Annotated in this window: 16 protein-coding genes, 1 CRISPR repeat array and 1 riboswitch; all 16 genes read left to right on the top strand. The window is 39.1% G+C overall.

The window, feature by feature from the left end; translation table 11 throughout:
* Positions 1–189: 189 nt before the first annotated feature.
* The 16 genes from WKT11_RS16690 to WKT11_RS16765 all read left to right on the top strand — a co-directional run bounded on the left by WKT11_RS16690 (position 190) and on the right by WKT11_RS16765 (position 16,889).
* Positions 190–1,575, top strand: coding sequence for a sodium-dependent transporter (locus WKT11_RS16690; protein WP_117677637.1), 1,386 nt, complete (start codon positions 190–192; stop codon positions 1,573–1,575).
* Between the two features lie 33 nt (positions 1,576–1,608).
* Complete coding sequence (locus WKT11_RS16695; protein WP_117677638.1) at positions 1,609–1,797, top strand: 4Fe-4S dicluster domain-containing protein; 189 nt, start codon at positions 1,609–1,611, stop codon at positions 1,795–1,797.
* A gap of 212 nt (positions 1,798–2,009) precedes the next feature.
* Positions 2,010–2,876 (top strand): patatin-like phospholipase family protein, encoded by an 867-nt coding sequence (locus WKT11_RS16700; RefSeq protein WP_181977746.1) that lies wholly within the window; start codon positions 2,010–2,012, stop codon positions 2,874–2,876.
* 137 nt (positions 2,877–3,013) lie between these two features.
* On the top strand, positions 3,014–3,385 hold the full coding sequence (locus tag WKT11_RS16705; RefSeq protein ID WP_117677639.1) for a GntR family transcriptional regulator: 372 nt from the start codon (positions 3,014–3,016) through the stop codon (positions 3,383–3,385).
* Positions 3,386–3,388: 3 nt separating this feature from the next.
* Positions 3,389–4,234 carry an ABC transporter ATP-binding protein gene (locus WKT11_RS16710; protein ID WP_117677640.1) on the top strand — a complete coding sequence of 282 codons (846 nt, stop codon included), beginning with the start codon at positions 3,389–3,391 and terminating at the stop codon, positions 4,232–4,234.
* On the top strand, positions 4,231–4,881 hold the full coding sequence (locus WKT11_RS16715) for an ABC-2 transporter permease (protein WP_340285230.1): 651 nt from the start codon (positions 4,231–4,233) through the stop codon (positions 4,879–4,881). The genes WKT11_RS16710 and WKT11_RS16715 overlap by 4 nt, the downstream gene beginning before the upstream one ends.
* Positions 4,882–5,139: 258 nt before the next feature.
* Complete coding sequence (locus WKT11_RS16720) at positions 5,140–5,361, top strand: hypothetical protein (RefSeq protein ID WP_340285231.1); 222 nt, start codon at positions 5,140–5,142, stop codon at positions 5,359–5,361.
* Between the two features lie 16 nt (positions 5,362–5,377).
* Positions 5,378–5,641 carry a hypothetical protein gene (locus tag WKT11_RS16725; RefSeq protein WP_242986964.1) on the top strand — a complete coding sequence of 88 codons (264 nt, stop codon included), beginning with the start codon at positions 5,378–5,380 and terminating at the stop codon, positions 5,639–5,641.
* Between the two features lie 421 nt (positions 5,642–6,062).
* A complete protein-coding gene (gene cas9, locus WKT11_RS16730; RefSeq protein WP_181977747.1) occupies positions 6,063–10,181 on the top strand; it encodes a type II CRISPR RNA-guided endonuclease Cas9 in 4,119 nt (1,372 codons plus the stop codon).
* 13 nt (positions 10,182–10,194) lie between these two features.
* Positions 10,195–11,070 carry a type II CRISPR-associated endonuclease Cas1 gene (gene cas1 / locus WKT11_RS16735; protein WP_117677643.1) on the top strand — a complete coding sequence of 292 codons (876 nt, stop codon included), beginning with the start codon at positions 10,195–10,197 and terminating at the stop codon, positions 11,068–11,070.
* Entirely contained in the window at positions 11,060–11,380 is a 321-nt protein-coding gene (cas2, locus tag WKT11_RS16740) for a CRISPR-associated endonuclease Cas2 (protein WP_243153660.1), read from the top strand. Before cas1 ends, cas2 begins: the two co-directional genes overlap by 11 nt.
* Positions 11,377–12,054, top strand: a complete 678-nt coding sequence (gene csn2 / locus WKT11_RS16745) for a type II-A CRISPR-associated protein Csn2 (RefSeq protein WP_117677644.1) — start codon at positions 11,377–11,379, stop codon at positions 12,052–12,054. Before cas2 ends, csn2 begins: the two co-directional genes overlap by 4 nt.
* Before the next feature lie 49 nt (positions 12,055–12,103).
* Positions 12,104–13,194: direct repeats of the CRISPR family, unit length 36 nt; unit sequence GTTTGAGAGTCTTGTTAATACAGAAGGATTTCAAAC.
* Between the two features lie 105 nt (positions 13,195–13,299).
* On the top strand, positions 13,300–14,418 hold the full coding sequence (locus tag WKT11_RS16750; protein WP_181977727.1) for a histidine kinase: 1,119 nt from the start codon (positions 13,300–13,302) through the stop codon (positions 14,416–14,418).
* 233 nt (positions 14,419–14,651) lie between these two features.
* Positions 14,652–15,011, top strand: a complete 360-nt coding sequence (locus tag WKT11_RS16755) for an ABC-2 transporter permease (RefSeq protein WP_340285232.1) — start codon at positions 14,652–14,654, stop codon at positions 15,009–15,011.
* Positions 14,987–15,319 carry an ABC-2 transporter permease gene (locus WKT11_RS16760; protein ID WP_340285233.1) on the top strand — a complete coding sequence of 111 codons (333 nt, stop codon included), beginning with the start codon at positions 14,987–14,989 and terminating at the stop codon, positions 15,317–15,319. Before WKT11_RS16755 ends, WKT11_RS16760 begins: the two co-directional genes overlap by 25 nt.
* Positions 15,320–15,399: 80 nt before the next feature.
* Positions 15,400–15,673: riboswitch (cobalamin riboswitch) on the top strand.
* A 115-nt stretch (positions 15,674–15,788) separates the two neighbouring features.
* A complete protein-coding gene (locus WKT11_RS16765) occupies positions 15,789–16,889 on the top strand; it encodes an ABC transporter substrate-binding protein (RefSeq protein WP_340285234.1) in 1,101 nt (366 codons plus the stop codon).
* Positions 16,890–16,892 lie beyond the last annotated feature (3 nt).

The following is a 16,892-nucleotide window of genomic DNA, read 5'->3' on the forward strand; positions in this document are numbered from 1 at the left end:
AAATTTTGGCTTGCATGTCTCGAGATAATGTTGTGTGAACAGCAATAATAACACAGTTTTACGGCAAGTAATTATTATTAATCTTTGACATTCTCACATCTTTTTGATACTATAGAATCAGTAAAAAATTAGCAGACCTCCCATGGGAGAAATCCTATGGGAGGTTTTTGTAACGAGGTGAGGTGTATAATGAAAAAAGAAAACAAGTCTGCACATAACCATAACAGAGGAAGTTTTTCCGGAAGGATTGGTTATGTGCTGGCAGTTGCAGGTTCTGCAGTAGGACTGGGAAATATCTGGAGATTTCCATATCTTGCAGCGAAATATGGAGGCGGAATTTTCCTGCTGATCTATATTCTTCTGACAGCGTCATTTGGTTATGTGCTGATCATGTCAGAAACAGCCCTTGGACGAATGACCAGAAAGAGTCCGGTAGGTGCCTTTGAGCATTTTGGAAAAACGAAATCATTCAAAATCGGCGGATGGTTAAATGCAGTAATTCCAATGCTGATCGTTCCTTATTACAGTACGATTGGCGGATGGGTAATTAAGTATCTTGTGGAATATTTCAAAGGAAATGTCCGGGCAGTAGCGGAAGACGGATATTTTGGAAACTTTATTTCCGATTCCTGGCAGGTGGAACTCTGGTTTCTGGTATTTGCGGCACTTGTATTCATCATCATTCTCGGTGGTGTACAGAATGGTGTAGAGAGAATGTCAAAGATCATGATGCCGGTTCTGGTAGTTCTGGCAGTCGTGGTTACAATCTATTCTGTTACACGTCCGGGCGCTGTTGAAGGTGTGAAATATTTCCTGATCCCGAATGTGAAAAATTTCTCCTGGATGACTGTAGTAGCAGCGATGGGACAGATGTTTTATTCTTTGTCTATTGCAATGGGAATCCTGTATACTTACGGTTCCTATGTCCGTAAAGATATGGATATTGAGAGATCTACCACACAGGTTGAGATTTTCGATACAGGTATCGCAATCCTTGCTGGATTGATGATCATCCCGGCGGTATTTGCATTCTCCGGTGGAAACCCTGAAACACTTCAGGCAGGACCATCTCTGATGTTTATCACATTGCCAAAAGTATTTGCAAGTATGGGATTTGGTACTGCAACAGGAATTGTATTCTTCATACTTGTATTACTTGCAGCCCTGACAAGTGCAGTTTCCCTGATGGAAACCAGTGTTTCCACATTCATGGACGAACTTCACTGGAGCCGTAAGAAATGCTGCGGTCTGATGGTTGTGATCATGATCGTACTTGGAACCGCATCTTCCATGGGATATGGAATTCTGGATTTCATCCGTATCTTTGGAATGAACTTCCTTGATTTCTTCGATTTTATGACAAACTCAGTAATGATGCCGCTGGCAGCACTTGCAACCTGTATTCTGATTCTTCGTGTTGTTGGTATTGATGGAATGGAAAAAGAAATTGAACAGTCTTCTCCATTCCGCAGAAAGAAACTGTACAGAGTATTTATCAAATACTTTGCATCGATTTGCCTGATCATTATTTTGCTGAGTTCTATTGCAAACGTTTTGGGAATTATCAGTATGTAAAAAATATATGACTCTTTTTACAAAGAATGCAGCATGGATCAACTACAAGACAAGAGAAGAAGCAACTGCACAGTTCACCAGAAAGAATGGCTGGTAGGCAAACATGGCAGGAAATCTGCCAATGAATGTGTGAAATGCGGTAAGTGCGAAGAAGTATGTCCGCAGCATATTAAGATCAGAGATGAGCTGGAGAAAGTTGCAGCAAAACTTCTTGGAAAATAACATATAATTGTGAGTTGTATTAAGCCTTCTGGATGAATTTCAGGGGGCTTTTACAGATTACAGGTTTGACATTTTCATCCAAGGTGTTAAAATATGTTCTAAATAATTTGTTTTTCAAATGAAATGAGTAAAAATACAATTGACTGTCTTAAATGCATTATTTACGAGGATTGCTATAGGACATTAAGAAAAAGACGAAAGTGAGAAAAACTATGGAGGACAATAAAAGGAAAGGCCTTGGAATGGTTCTGGAAGGTGGAGGTATGCGGGGGCTGTATACAGCCGGAGTTCTGGATGAGCTGATGGAGCAGGGGATTTATGCAGATTCTACAGTTGGCGTTTCCGCCGGTGCAATTTTTGGATGTAATTATAAGTCCCGCCAGATTGGACGAACCCTTCGTTATAATACCAGATTTTGCAAGGATAAACGATACATGGGACTGAAAAGCTGGATCACTACCGGCGATCTTTACAGCAAAGATTTTGCATATGGGGAGGTGCCCTGGAAGCTGGATGTTTTTGATACAGAGACATTTGCCAGATCACCCATGAAGTTTACGGTTGTATGTACAGATATTGAAACAGGAAAGCCCTGCTATCAGGAATGCAGAATGGGAGACAGGCTGGATGTGGAATGGATGCGCGCATCAGCTTCTCTGCCACTGGCTGCCAGACCGGTAAAGCTGAATGGAAGAATGTATCTGGATGGTGGTATCTCAGATCCGATTCCTGTAAACTGGATGCTTTCACAGGGTTATGAGAAAAATGTGGTAGTCTGTACCCGTCATCCGGGATACAGAAAAGAACATAATAAGCTGATGCCGCTGATCCGACTGAAGTTCAGAGAGTATCCGGAGCTTGTAAAGCTTCTGGATGAACGTCATATTCAGTATAACCGTATGTTGGATAAAATCGCATATTTGGAAAAAGAGGGCAGGATCCACGTTATCCGCCCGGACAGAGACATCAGTGCCAAACCGGTTGAGCGTGATCCCGCCCATTTAAAGGAGATTTATGAGGTGGGACGGAGAGTAATGAAAGCTGATATGGAGAAACTGAAGGCATATTTGGCAGAATAATATAAAAGGGATATTTTCAGAAACGTTATGTGACTGAAGATATCCTTTTTTCTTTAAACAGATGAAATATAACAGTATAAAACAGTTGACAACAGTTATATGCTGTTATATACTGTTTGTAGATGGAGGAGAAACATATGCATATTATAATCAATAATTCATCCATGGTACCTATTTATGAACAGATCATAGACCAGATTAAGTCTGCAATTATCAGAGGAGAGTTACAGCCGGACACGGTATTGCCTTCTGTACGCAGTCTGTCAAAGGAGCTGAAGATCAGTGCCCTGACTGTGAAGAAAGCCTACGACAATCTGGAAGAAGAGGGATTTACCGTTACTGTTCATGGAAAAGGAACCTACGTTGCAGCCACAAATAAAGACCTGATGAGGGAAGAACAGCTCAAAGAAGTAGAACATGATATGGAGCAGGCAATTATGAAGGGCAGAAGAAGTGGACTGGACGATAAGGAAATCAGAAATCTTTTTGAAATGATCATGGAGGACTAAGATATGTTGAAAATCAGTCATTTGCAGAAAAATTACAGAGGTTTTTCGCTGGACTGTTCTATGGAAGTACAGCCTGGGATGATTACAGGACTTATTGGAAGAAATGGTTCCGGGAAATCCACCACATTTAAAGCTTTGCTTGGCCTGATTCATCCGGATGGCGGAGAGATAAAGGTCTTTGGGAAAAAAGCAGAAGAGCTTAAGCCGGAGGATAAGCAGAAACTGGGAGTTGTTTTTGCAGATTCAGGCTTCAGTATGTATCTGACAGCAGAGGGCGTGGCAAATATTATGAAAAGCATATATCCAGATTTTGATAGAGAGAAATTTCTGCAGCAGTGCAGGAGATTCAATCTGTCCACAGACAAGAAAATTAAAGAATTTTCTACTGGTATGAAAGCAAAGTTTAAAGTACTGGCAGCATTAAGCCATAAGGCAGAACTGCTGATTCTGGATGAGCCTACAGTTGGCCTGGATGTGATTGCCAGGGATGAGGTGCTGAACATGCTGAGAGAATATATGGAAGAAAATGAAAGCAGTGCTATTCTGATCAGTTCGCATATTTCATCAGATCTGGAGAGTCTTTGTGATGATTTTTATATGATTCATGCCGGAAAAATTATCCTTCATGAGGACACAGATGTACTGCTGTCAGATTATGCAGTTCTTAAAGTTTCAGAAGAAGAGTACGAAAAACTGGATCAGCAATACCTTATTAAGATCCGGAAAGAAGCTTATGGATACAGGTGTCTGACAAACCAGAAACAATTTTATATGGAAAATTACCCGGATGTTGTAATTGAGAATGGAAAGATTGATGATCTGGTAGTGATGATGGAGGAACAGGTATGAAGGGATTATTTGTAAAGGATATAGAACTGATGAAACAGCAGAAACAGTTTTTTATCCTGGTTATTGTAATGGGAGTCATCCTGAATCTGGCAGGAAGCGGAAGTAGCAGTTTTGCTACAGGATATTTTACGTTTGTCACAGCAATTTTTGCCATTACGACTATAAGTTATGATGAGTTTGATAATGGTCTTGCATTTCTTATGACCTTGCCGGTTACCAGAAAACAATATGTGGCAGAGAAATATCTGCTGGGAGCAGGGCTTACGGCTGCAGCGTGGGGAATTACAACGATAACGGTAGTGATCTGCAAAGGCGTGGCAGAGCTTCAGGGGGACCTGAGTGAGAAAATTATTGGCACTCTGATATACATTCCACTGGCACTTCTTATGTTGACGGCATCACTCCCGCTTGTAATACATTTTGGGGCGGAAAAAGGACGTTATATTGCAATGGTCATGTGGGCTATTATAATTGCCGTAGTTTATACTCTGATAAAAACAATGGGACTTTCAGCAGACGCAGTCGATGCATGGCTGAATGGACTGAACCGGGGAATGGTATTGGCCGGAGTTGCATTGTTCACAGTAATTGTATATATGGGGTCTTATTGGGGTAGTGTACGGCTTATGGAGAAGAAAGAATTCTGATGTAAACTCTCTTTTGACCCCAACATCATAAATTAAAAAGAGTATAAAATGCCTTGAAAATGAGAGATAGGAATGCTAAGATAAACTCAAAGCATATTTCTCTTATATTTCAAGGCATTTTTGCCGTCTGATCATTCTAATCACATTTCAGAAATCCATGCTTTTAAATCCAATTAATTATGAAAAGCAGGAGCTGAGAAGTGATAAGAATAGCACGATATGTTCTTTGACTCCTGCGGAAAACAGGAGGTATTGCCAATGGCAAAAAGAAAGAACAAAAAAATTACTGTGAAAAGAAACCGATTGAAAGGCAACACAGCAACTGCAAACCGTAAGTACAAAGATACAGTATTCCGTATGCTGTTTTCAGACAGAAAGAATCTGTTGTCGCTGTACAATGCAATCAATGAAACTTCCTATACAGATGCAGCTCAATTAGAACTGCTCATATCAGAATCAGTGCCATCCAAAGATTTATAAAAAAGTTGCCACCTTTATTACTTCAAAAAATGCATCTAACAGAGCGAAAAGCCAAAGATACATGCAGAGTGAAGAATTCAGTAACTTAGCAAGGTTGAGAAATGGTGCAGAAACCGTTCCTGCTAACATCCGAAAGAATTATCACCTTGATAAACTTCCAAGAGGTAAACAACGTGGTAAATTTTTCTTTGGAAGCAAAATAGCAGCATTAAATTTCCGAAAGCTCTTTGGATTCCGAAAGGGTCTTGGTAACTATGCACAAAATCCGATATTAGCTTAGATGTGAATCAGAAGTATACCAATCATTCTAAGCTAATAAAGGCTCTTATATCAAATCTACTGTGAAATATTAAATTTTCAAGGTTCAAGCAGGGGTTAGCACATAGAAAACACTATGTTTTGACCCCGGCATCATGACATTGCGGAGTGAACAGTAACCTGAGAAGTGCAATCAGCATAGAGTGTAAATATTATACAAAAATGATAAAAATAAATGGAAATACATGAAAATAATGGTCGAAATGACTAAAATATGATAGAATAATAGAAAACAAAAAAGCCGTTGCACACGACTTTTTTTGCCGCACCTTGCGGCACCAGAGGGCGGTTTCGGGTTTCCCCTTATTTGAACTCGTCTTGTTAATACATGATTACCATAGCATTAGAAATTTCAAATGTCAATATATTTTGGAGGCTTTTTTATGAATTCTGATAAAAGAGAAGATTATTATGTGGGATTAGATATGGGTACAGGATCACTGGGGGGTGCTGTTACAGATACACAGTATCATCTGTTGAAAGTAAAAGGAAAAGATTTTTGGTTTGTAAGGGAATATGAAACTGCAAAATCCCAATTAGACAGAAGAACCCACCGGATCGCAAAAAGAAGGTTACAGCGTCATAAGGCGAGGATCGGATTGATCCGGTCATATTTTGCAGAGGATGTATTGAAGCGTGACCCTTTATTTTATATCCGACAGGATAACAGCAAATATTACCAGGAAGATAAAGATGTCAGACTGACCACAAAAGACAGCATTTTTGCAGATCCTGGTTATGGAGACAAAGAATACCACGATGACAAAGAATACCCTACGATTTTTCATCTGCGGCAGGCACTTTTAAGAGATCAAATAAAAGACGAAGAGAGATATTCACGCTTCCTGTATCTGGCGATTATCAACATGTTCGAACATCGTGGACACTTTCTTTTGAATACAGAATCCAGTGATCTGAATGCAGATATGATAAAAGATGTAGGTGAACTGGTGATGAATGCTATCTGTGGTGTTTCAGAGTATGGCTCGGTTACCTATAAGGAAATCATAGAAATTCTGGAAGATAAGAATATTTCAAGGACTGCTAAGAAGGATCAGATAGCATCTAAAATCGATATCAAAAAATCGGAAAAAGCACAGATGGAACGGATCAAATGCCTGTGCGGTATGGAAGCAGATGCCAGAGTCATGTTTGAAATCGAGGCGGATGAAAAGATTAAGATCGCATTTCAGCAAGCTGCTTTTGAAGATGAGAAAGAAGAAATCGAAGTTGCGATTGGAGAAGACCGCTATCTGATCATAGAAAATATGAAACAACTATATGATTACAGTCAACTGCAGTCTGTATTGAATGGATTCGATTATCTTTCAGACGCCAGAGTGCAGATGTACGAAAAACATAAAGAAGATCTGCATCTTTTGAAAAAGGTGTATAGAAAAAATCTGGATCGGGAAATGTATGATAGGATGTTCCGCTCCGGAGAAGAGGGAAGTTATTGTGCGTATTCCAATTCCACGAATTCAGTGGATTCTCTGGCAGAAGCGAAAAAGTACAGAAGAAATATGAAAAAAAGAAGCCAGAAAGATCTCTATGACAGGATTAAGAAAGATCTGAAAGAGGTTCATGACGCAGATGCAGATGCTATTCGCAAAGAGATGGAATTAGAACGTTTTCTGCCCAAACAGATTACTGGTGCAAATGGAATCATTCCAAACCAGGTACATCGAAAAGAATTAAAGAAAATTCTTGAAAACGCAGAGCACCATCTCGATTTTCTGAAAGAAAAAGATGAAAGTGGATATACGGTATCTGAACGGATCCTGATGCTGTTTTCCAGTAACATTCCATATTATGTCGGACCTGTAGGCAGCGGATCAAAAACAGGATGGGCAAAGATACAGGAATCAGGACAGGTATTACCTTGGAATATGGAACAGAAGATTGATATAGAACAGACTTCAGAACGTTTTATCACGAATCTTATCCGGGAATGTACGTACCTTTCCGGAGAAAAAGTCTTGCCAAAGCAGTCTTTATTATATGAGAGCTATTGCGTTCTCAATGAAATTAATAATTTACGCATTCATGGAAAACGAATCGTACCGGAATTAAAACAGGATATCTACAGGGAAGTATTCCAGGGCTCCAGACTGGGAAAGAAAGTTACGAAAAAGAATATTTGTACATATTTGATAAACAGAGGACTGATTACGGAAGAATCTGAAGTTTCAGGTATTGACAAAGAAATCAATGCGTATCTGCCATCTTATGGAAAAATGTATGGCGTTTTTGGAGAACGTCTGAGAGAAGAAGCAGTTCAAGAGATAGCAGAAAAAATTATTTATTACGGAACCATCTATGGGGATGCCAAGCCGATGTTCCGAAAAAAACTGAATCAGTATGTTTCTGGCGGATGGATGACAGAATCCGAGGCAAAGCGGATTTCCGGTTATAAATTTAAGGACTGGGCAAGACTTTCCAGAAGTATGTTATGCCTGAGCGGATGTGATAAAAGTACAGGTGAGAAAATTTCTCTGATCCGGGCCATGTGGGAATATAATCTGAATTTTATGGAGTTGATCTACAGCGAAGATTTTACTTTTCAAAAAGAACTGGAAGAGAGAAGAAAAGCGTTAGGAAAAAACTTGCAGGAATTTCAATTTGAAGATCTGGACGAGTACTATTACAGTGCACCTGTGAAACGTATGATCTGGCAGGCTGTTCAGTCATTAAAAGAAATTACGCAGATCATGGGACATAATCCAAAACGTATCTTTATTGAGATGACTAGAACAGAGGAAGAAAAAGGAGAACAGGGAAGAAAGAATTCAAGAGAAAAACGTCTGTTAAAATTGTATGAAAGCATCAGGGACGAAAGAAACTGGACCGCAGAAATAAAAAATGCAAATGCATCCGGAAAATTAAACAGTAAAAAAATGTATCTTTATTATCTGCAGATGGGAAGGGATGTATATACGGGAGAACCCATTGATATTGAAGATCTATTTGATGATAGCAGATTTGACATCGATCATATTTATCCAAGAAGCTTGACGAATGACAACAATATTGAAAATAATCTTGTTCTTGTGTCAAAAACAATCAACCAGAACGAGAAAAAGAATGATTATCCGGTGCCGGAAAAGGTCAGAACGAATAAAAAAGTCCGGGATCTGTGGCATACACTTCATAAAATGGGATTTATGAATGACGAAAAATACAATCGCCTGACATCTACGGAACGTCTGTCAGAAGATCAGCTTGCCGGATTTATCGCAAGACAGTTAGTAGAAACTGCACAGGGAGCAAAAGGAATCGCAGAGCTTATGAAGGCGATGCTGCCGGGAACGGATATTGTATATGCGAAGGCAAGAAATGTATCTGACTTCAGAAAAGAATACAAGATGCTAAAAAGCAGGCTGGTCAATGATTATCACCATGCACAGGATGCGTATCTGAATATTATCGTAGGAAATGTTTATTTTATGAAATTCACCAGAAATCCTATGAATTTTGTAAAGACAGAAGCAAGACGTGATGGCAGAAACTATGATTATAATCTTTATAAAATGTACAGTAAAGATATCATAAGAAATGGAGAAAAAGCCTGGATCGCAACAAGCGAACAGGGACCGGGAACGATTCGTCTGGTAAAGGAAATGATGGGAAGGAATACGCCGATCATTACAAGACAGGCATTTGAACAGAGGGGAGAATTGTTTAATCTTCAGCCGGTTGGAAAGTATTCTGCTAAGAAGGATAATTATGTTCCACTAAAAATAAATGATGAAAAAATGCAGGATGTAAGTAAATATGGTGGTTACACTTCTCTGAATCCTTCCTATTTTATCTTTATAGAACATGGACCGGAAAAAAAGAGAAAGAAATGTTTCGAAGTGATACATAGCTATTATGCTGCTCAGATAAAAACGGAAAAGGATTTGATTGATTTTCTGCTACAGAAAGGATATAAAAATCCAAGAGTGATAAATGCCAGGATAAAAAAGAATGCACTCATAAAATACAATGGATATTTCTTATACATTATTGGAATGGATGCAAGAAAAAATATTGAATTTTCCAATGCAACGGCAATGTGCTTGAAGAATAAATATATACAATATGTTTGCAAGCTGGAAAAAATGAATAAGGCGATTTTGTTATCAGAAAAACAGAAAACAAATTTACACTGGGATGAAAAAATCACCTGTGAAAGTAATCTGGAACTGTACAGAGAACTTACAGAAAAACATCTGCATTCCATCTATCAAAGACATCCAAGAAGTATAGGAAAGTGTCTTGCAGATGGCGAAGGAGCATTTAAGCTTCTTGATATCGAAGAACAGGTGAAGATTATATGTGATATCGTTCAGTATACATCCTTTCAGAGAGGAGTCTTCTCATTGAAAGTTCTTGGAGGACCAAAAGAGGTAGGAAGAATCCGAATATCCGGAAATATGACAGAGGCAAAAGAATGTAAACTTGTAAATTATTCGATTACCGGTATGTATAAAACAGAAATGGATTTACTGAAAAAATAAGGGAGGGATAAGTATGAGCTGGCGGACTGTGATCATATCCAGCACAGCGAAGCTGGATTACCAGATGGGATATCTGGTGATCCGAAAAGATGATGTGACAAAGATTCATCTTTCGGAAATTGAAACAGTAATGATAGAATCCACATCGGTGTCATTGACCACGGCCCTCTTATGTGAACTGACAAAGAAAAAGATCAAAGTGATTTTCTGTGATGAAAAGAGAAATCCTTTGTCAGAACTCATCAGTTATTACGGAGCGCATGATACCTCATTAAAAGTCAGGAATCAGATTGCATGGATCGATGATATAAAAAAACATGTATGGACAGAAATTGTGGCGGAGAAAATACGGAAACAGGCGTTGCATCTGCAGCATTGGAAACGCGAGGAAGCAGATCTGCTTTATCAGTATATCAATGAAATAGAATTTGGGGATGTTACGAATCGGGAAGGGCATGCGGCGAAAGTTTACTTTAATGCTCTGTTTGGTATGGATTTTACCAGAAGTGCGGAAAATGTTACGAATGCTGCGCTGAATTATGGTTATTCACTGCTGTTGTCAACATTTAATCGCTGTGTGGTGGCCAATGGCTATATCACACAGTTGGGGCTTTTCCATGATAATGTATTTAATCAGTTCAATCTGGCCTGTGATCTGATGGAACCGTTTCGCCCGCTTGTGGATCTGAAAGTGAAAAAGATGGCCTTCCCGTTTTTTGAAAAGGAAGAAAAACATGAGATGGTTTCGTTACTAAAAGAAGAAGTAACAATCGGTAACCGAAACGAATATCTGACGAATGCGATAAAAATATATACCAGGAGTGTCTTTGATGCATTAAATGATAACGATGTATCGCAGATAAAATTTTATAGGACAAATGAGTTATAGATATATGAGAGTAATGGTATTTTTTGATCTTCCGGTTATCACCAGTGCAAACCGAAAAGATTACAGGGATTTTCACAAGTATCTGATAAAGACAGGATTTCTGATGATGCAGGAATCGGTGTACTGTAGGCTGGCACAAAATTCCACAATGGCAGATGCAATTGTAGAAAATATCAGGAAAAATAAGCCTGCGGATGGACTGGTACAGGTGCTGAAGATAACGGAGAAGCAATTTGGAAAAATGGAATTTATTGTTGGAACGAAAAAAAGCGAAATTCTCGACACTGACGAAAGAGTGGTGATCATATGAAACTTGTGAATCCAAGATTAGGATTAGAAGTGGAGTTATCCGAAAATCAGGTTTTGAACATAACCGTTGAATTACCGGTAAAATTTTCAGAGGTTGTATATCATATTTGCAGACAGGCAGGAGGAGAAGAAGGAGAATTCATCCTTTCGGATATTGAAAAGGAACTGTCTATGGAGAAAAGGACGGTAGTGGTTAATAATCCGTTGACGGTTAATTGTGAGGAAAAAAGGATTCTATCTCAGCTTTATAAAAATCTTTCAGAAAAAATATTGGAAGATCATTTTGAAGAATTTGCGACTGTGAATCAGAAGGTTATCCAGTTTATGGATAAGGTTACGAGCTCTTCCGAATATAATCTGACATATGATGTTGATTTTCAGGCAGCAGGTCTGATAAAATATTGTAATGTACATATGGATTCCTGTTATGATAATCTGACTGAAAAGTTTATAGACTATCTGAGAACCATGAAGCAGATCTGTAATGTTGATATTGTTTTTGTGTTGAATTTGAAGCAATATTTCAGTACCGAGGATCTGAGAGAAATCTATAAACACTGTTTTTATACGAAGATGTATCTGATTAATCTGGAAGGAGTAAAATCAGACTCCATCGAAAATGACAGATATGTTATTATAGATAAAGATCTTTGTGTGCTGGACCTTGTGTTTTAACAACCTTCTATCGCAAGAAGATAACGACTCGGTGAGAACCGGATTTGAGGTTTGAGAGTCTTGTTAATACAGAAGGATTTCAAACTGATACTCTTTTTTGTTGGCTACAATGTCCGTTTGAGAGTCTTGTTAATACAGAAGGATTTCAAACAGGGCGACGGTCTGTTCGTGGTAGGGTTCGGTTTGAGAGTCTTGTTAATACAGAAGGATTTCAAACCAGTGCAGAGAATCCCCGACGCACACTGCAGTTTGAGAGTCTTGTTAATACAGAAGGATTTCAAACTGCCAGGAAGGATCTCAGCTCCATCGATGGGTTTGAGAGTCTTGTTAATACAGAAGGATTTCAAACGATGCCAAGGATTTCTCCGCCCTTCAGGTGTTTGAGAGTCTTGTTAATACAGAAGGATTTCAAACCGCGTATCGGAACTATCCCGTATCTGGCCAGTTTGAGAGTCTTGTTAATACAGAAGGATTTCAAACATATAAAAATAGTGTGTGTCATTTGTAATCGTTTGAGAGTCTTGTTAATACAGAAGGATTTCAAACGGCAGATTCGAGCCGCAGGGCATCGGAATGGTTTGAGAGTCTTGTTAATACAGAAGGATTTCAAACATTACGATACATTCGATAACCGGATCATTGGTTTGAGAGTCTTGTTAATACAGAAGGATTTCAAACGGACTGAGCGCGATTTCAGCTATGACATCAGTTTGAGAGTCTTGTTAATACAGAAGGATTTCAAACAGGACATTGTACCCGCAGCAAATGAAAGCGGTTTGAGAGTCTTGTTAATACAGAAGGATTTCAAACTCATCCGGCAAGCGTAAGCGCGCAGCGTCAGTTTGAGAGTCTTGTTAATACAGAAGGATTTCAAACCTCATTGCCGACCTGGATTCCTTCTCCGCAGTTTGAGAGTCTTGTTAATACAGAAGGATTTCAAACCCGACGATGTTATCACAGCTCTGATTCCGCGTTTGAGAGTCTTGTTAATACAAAAGGATTTCAAACTGTTGTGACCTGCTCCATGCAGATGCGATGGTTTGAGAGTCTTGTTAATACAGAAGGATTTCAAACGTGTGAAATATGGAGATAACAGCGGATGGAGTTTGAGAGTCTTGTTAATACAGAAGGATTTCAAACCAGATGAAGGCCTTGGTACAATTGGAAAGAATCACATTCAGAGCAGTTCTAATTCTTCTTCTCAGAACTGCTCTTTTTCTCTGCTCTGAATGTGATACTTTCCTAATGAATTATATCATGAGCGAAGATGGCAGTGTTGTTGGCCCTTACGGTGAGAATGAATCAAAACTGTTTCGAAATGTAACTGCAGCTGATGTAGGAATTACGGAGAATAAGGGAACTGTAAAATATTACGGTACAAATAATCAGGAATATATCGTAACCTATTCCAAAAGCATGGTGACGGGATGGTATACACTTGCTATGATTCCGGTTAATGTTTTCAGTAAGAATATTGATACAGATCTTACCAGGGCAATATTGATTCTGGTAACTATAGAAATTATTTTATCTGTAACTGCGGCTGTTCTTATTTCCAGAAAGATCGGGAAAAAAGTTTACAAACCGCTGCACATGATAGAGAAAACAGGCGAGGGTAATTTTAATGCAAGAATTGTATATGACGACAGGGACGAGTTTGCGTTTTTTTATAAAAAACTGAATGAAATGAATCAGAACCTGCAAATGTTGATTCATGAGAAATATGAGATGATGATTCAGAAACGAGACACGGAGATCATGTCGTTAAATATACAGATGAATCCACATTTTCTCTATAATTCACTGAATATCATTAACTGGGTATGCCTTAAAGGAGAGCAGGAAAATGCCAGTAAGATGCTTTTGGATCTGTCGAGAATGCTTCAGTATACCAGTCAGAATGGTGATGTTCTGGTTCCGCTGTGGGAGGATCTGGACTGGCTTAAACGGTATATTGGAATTATGCAGAAAAGATATCAGGATCAATTTGAAGTGAGTATGGATATACCGGAGTATTTAAGAAGTCTGGAAGTTCCAAAGCTATTTCTGCAGCCGTTTGTGGAGAATGCTATTATGCATGGATTTAAGAATTATCAGGATTCCGGGAAGATCTGGATTTCAGCAGAGGAAGAAGAAAATGATATTCTTTTTTATGTGGAGGATAATGGATGTGGAATCTGTGAGGAAGATTTGAAAGAGATTCTGGATAAGGAACGAAAGAGTATAGGTGTCAGAAATACAAATAAAAGGATTCATATGATTTATGGAGAGAAATATGGGGTTACCATAAGCTCACAGCTGGAAGAAGGCACAGTTGTAACCATAAGGCTTCCGCTAAAAATTAATTCGAAAAAACAGAGTTAGATTAAGGTTATATGGGTATTCAATTTTATGAGAAGGCGATTGTGAAAGATTGCTGGAAATAAGGTTGAATATCCATTTTTGATTATAAGCAAATAAATACGATGTATAACAGTATAAAACAGTTGACAACAGTTATATCATGATCTGGAGCAGGCAATTATGAAGGGCAGAAGAAGTGGACTGGACGATGAGGAAATCAGAAATCTTTTTGAAATGATGATGGAGGAACAGGTATGAAGGGATTATTTGTAAAGGATATAGAACTGATGAAACAGCAGAAACAGTTTTTTATCTTGGTTATTGTAATGGGAGTCATCCTGAATCTGGCAGGAAGCGGAAGTATCAGTTTTGCTACAGGATATTTTACGTTTGTCACAGCAATTTTTGCCATTACGACTATAAGTTATGATGAGTTTGATAATGGTCTTGCATTTCTTATGACCTTGCCGGTTACCAGAAAACAATATGTGGCAGAGAAATATCTGCTGGGAGCAGGGCTTACGGCTGCAGCGTGGGGAATTACAACGATAACGGGAGTGATCTGCAAAGGCGTGGCAGAGCTTCAAGGGTGCCTGAGCTTCAAGGGTGCCTGAGTGAGACTATCATCGGCAGCCTGATATACATTCCACTGGCACTTCTTATGTTGACGGCATCACTCCCGCTTGTAATACATTTTGGAGCGGAAAAAGGACGTTATATTGCAATGGTCATGTGGGCTATTATAATTGCCGTAGTTTATACTCTGATAAAAACAATTGGACTTTCAGCAGACGCAGTCGATGCATGGCTGAATGGACTGAACTGGGGAATGGTATTGGCTGGAGTTGCATTGTTCACAGTAATTGTATATATGGGGTCTTATTGGGGTAGTGTACGGCTTATGGAGAAGAAAGAATTTTGATGTGTCTCGAATATAGTTGTAATTATAAATGCAGTGTGCTAAAATTATATCAGCGTAATTGAATAGCTGTTAAGTGAACATTATCATATGCAGATTCTGTGTATGATAATGTGAGAGGGAATCAGGTGAAATGCCTGAACGGTTGCGGCCACTGTATACAGAAAAAAGCGGGATTGTAATATGTCATTGCATAAATATGTGAGAAGGCGGAATCCGGCTGCCAGAGAGTATCTGGAAATATTTCTGATACAACATTCATGAACTGCTGAAGCATGGATGTTGTATCAGTTTTTATTTTGTGGAAACTTTCTGTGATCTGTGAGTCAGGAAACCTGCCTGACAGTGTAAAGAAGGAGCTTCCGTAAAAAGTATCCGTTATTTTTATCACTTCTATTTTACTTTTTCTGAAGTTCCATCTTTTCGGTTACACGAACAAGTAAACGACATATACGAAAAGAGAGGAAGTCAAATGAAAAACAGGTATTTATCTACAAGAATTATGGCAATTATGATGGCAGCAGCTATGGTAGTTTCCGCAGCTCCGGCAGCTTTTGCAGCAGAGAGAGCAGACTCTGAGACGATCAAAGAGGACAACCAGCCGGCAGCAGATGCAGACGCACAGGATTCAGCAGATGCAGATAAAACAGCAGACGCAGAAGGTACAAAGACAGAATATCCTCTGACCATCACAACCTATGATTATGATGGAAATGAAATTGAAACAACCTATGAAAAGGCACCGGAGAAAGTTCTTGCTGTATATCAGGGAAGCATTGAAACTATGCTGAAACTTGGACTGGAAGACCGCCTTGTAGCTACAGCGGGTCTTGATAATGAAGTTCCGGATGATCTCAAAGAAGCATTCTCTAAAACAAATTATCTTGATGAATTTACCCCATCCCTTGAGACTGTAACGATGTTGGAGCCAGACATGATCTTATCCTGGAGTTCCCTGTTCTCTGATAAAAACCTCGGAAATGTAACAGACTGGATCGACAAAGGCTGCAACACCTATTACAACACAAACACACGCCCTGACGGAGACAGAACTCTGGAAAATGAATTTACAGATATTTTAAACCTTGGAAAGATTTTTGATGTACAGGACAAAGCACAGGCAATCGTAGATGATGCAAAGGCAGTGATCGATAAAACTCTTACAGCAACAGCAGATGTAGAAGAGAAACCAAGCGTAATGGTTTTGGAACCTCTTGGAGAAGATATCACAAACTATGGTGCAAAGAGCCTTGGTGGAGATATGGTAACACAGTTAGGTGCGACTCTGGCAAACCCGGATGCTTCTACAGTTGGAAAAGAAGATATTATTGCAGCAAATCCTGACGTAATTTTCGTAGTATATATGCCATATGCAGGAGATGATCCGGAAACAGTTAAGAATGACCAGCTTGCAGTTATTCAGGATGACGAAGCACTTCAGAGTCTTGACGCTGTAAAGAACGGTCGTGTTTATCCGATCATGCTCAGCGAGATGTATGCAAGTGCAACACGTACACAGGATGGAATCGAAACATTTGCAAAAGGATTATACCCGGACGTTAATCTTGACTGATTG

It is taken from the genome of Blautia sp. HCN-1074, from assembly GCF_037890165.1.
In the GTDB taxonomy this organism is placed as follows: Bacteria; Bacillota; Clostridia; order Lachnospirales; family Lachnospiraceae; genus Blautia_A.

What these genes read in the sequence shown, in the direction of transcription:
- WKT11_RS16750 (WP_181977727.1), top strand. Translation starts at nt 13,300, where the DNA reads ATGAATTATATCATGAGCGAAGATGGCAGTGTTGTTGGCCCTTACGGT.
- cas2 (WP_243153660.1), top strand. Translation starts at nt 11,060, where the DNA reads ATGAGTTATAGATATATGAGAGTAATGGTATTTTTTGATCTTCCGGTT.
- WKT11_RS16715 (WP_340285230.1), top strand. Translation starts at nt 4,231, where the DNA reads ATGAAGGGATTATTTGTAAAGGATATAGAACTGATGAAACAGCAGAAA.
- WKT11_RS16705 (WP_117677639.1), top strand. Translation starts at nt 3,014, where the DNA reads ATGCATATTATAATCAATAATTCATCCATGGTACCTATTTATGAACAG.
- WKT11_RS16695 (WP_117677638.1), top strand. Translation starts at nt 1,609, where the DNA reads ATGGATCAACTACAAGACAAGAGAAGAAGCAACTGCACAGTTCACCAG.
- cas9 (WP_181977747.1), top strand. Translation starts at nt 6,063, where the DNA reads ATGAATTCTGATAAAAGAGAAGATTATTATGTGGGATTAGATATGGGT.
- WKT11_RS16765 (WP_340285234.1), top strand. Translation starts at nt 15,789, where the DNA reads ATGAAAAACAGGTATTTATCTACAAGAATTATGGCAATTATGATGGCA.
- cas1 (WP_117677643.1), top strand. Translation starts at nt 10,195, where the DNA reads ATGAGCTGGCGGACTGTGATCATATCCAGCACAGCGAAGCTGGATTAC.
- WKT11_RS16720 (WP_340285231.1), top strand. Translation starts at nt 5,140, where the DNA reads ATGGCAAAAAGAAAGAACAAAAAAATTACTGTGAAAAGAAACCGATTG.
- csn2 (WP_117677644.1), top strand. Translation starts at nt 11,377, where the DNA reads ATGAAACTTGTGAATCCAAGATTAGGATTAGAAGTGGAGTTATCCGAA.
- WKT11_RS16700 (WP_181977746.1), top strand. Translation starts at nt 2,010, where the DNA reads ATGGAGGACAATAAAAGGAAAGGCCTTGGAATGGTTCTGGAAGGTGGA.
- WKT11_RS16755 (WP_340285232.1), top strand. Translation starts at nt 14,652, where the DNA reads ATGAAGGGATTATTTGTAAAGGATATAGAACTGATGAAACAGCAGAAA.
- WKT11_RS16710 (WP_117677640.1), top strand. Translation starts at nt 3,389, where the DNA reads ATGTTGAAAATCAGTCATTTGCAGAAAAATTACAGAGGTTTTTCGCTG.
- WKT11_RS16690 (WP_117677637.1), top strand. Translation starts at nt 190, where the DNA reads ATGAAAAAAGAAAACAAGTCTGCACATAACCATAACAGAGGAAGTTTT.